Source organism: Lactobacillus equicursoris DSM 19284 = JCM 14600 = CIP 110162 (genome assembly GCF_001434815.1).
Classification (GTDB): Bacteria; Bacillota; Bacilli; order Lactobacillales; family Lactobacillaceae; genus Lactobacillus; species Lactobacillus equicursoris.
The window spans coordinates 1-202 of the sequence record NZ_AZDU01000182.1; the positions used below are offsets into that span (position 1 = coordinate 1).

Here is a 202-nt window from a genome sequence, read left to right on the forward strand (position 1 = left end):
ATTAGTTGGCGCAGTTGGTTGTGGCAAGACAACATTTCGACAACGAATATTTGGGCAAAAACAAACGTATGATAAGACACAAGCTATTGAGTTTTTTGATAGTCTGATTGATACACCAGGCGAATTTACGGAGCATCGACGCCTTTATTCAGCTTTAAACGTAACGGCAAACCAGGCCGATATCATTGTTATGATGCAAAGT

General features: G+C 40.1%; 1 protein-coding gene. It reads left to right on the plus strand.

Annotated features, from left to right (window positions below; genetic code table 11):
• A partial coding sequence (locus FC20_RS09905; protein WP_236697678.1) for a EutP/PduV family microcompartment system protein occupies positions 1–202 on the plus strand: 202 nt, incomplete at both ends.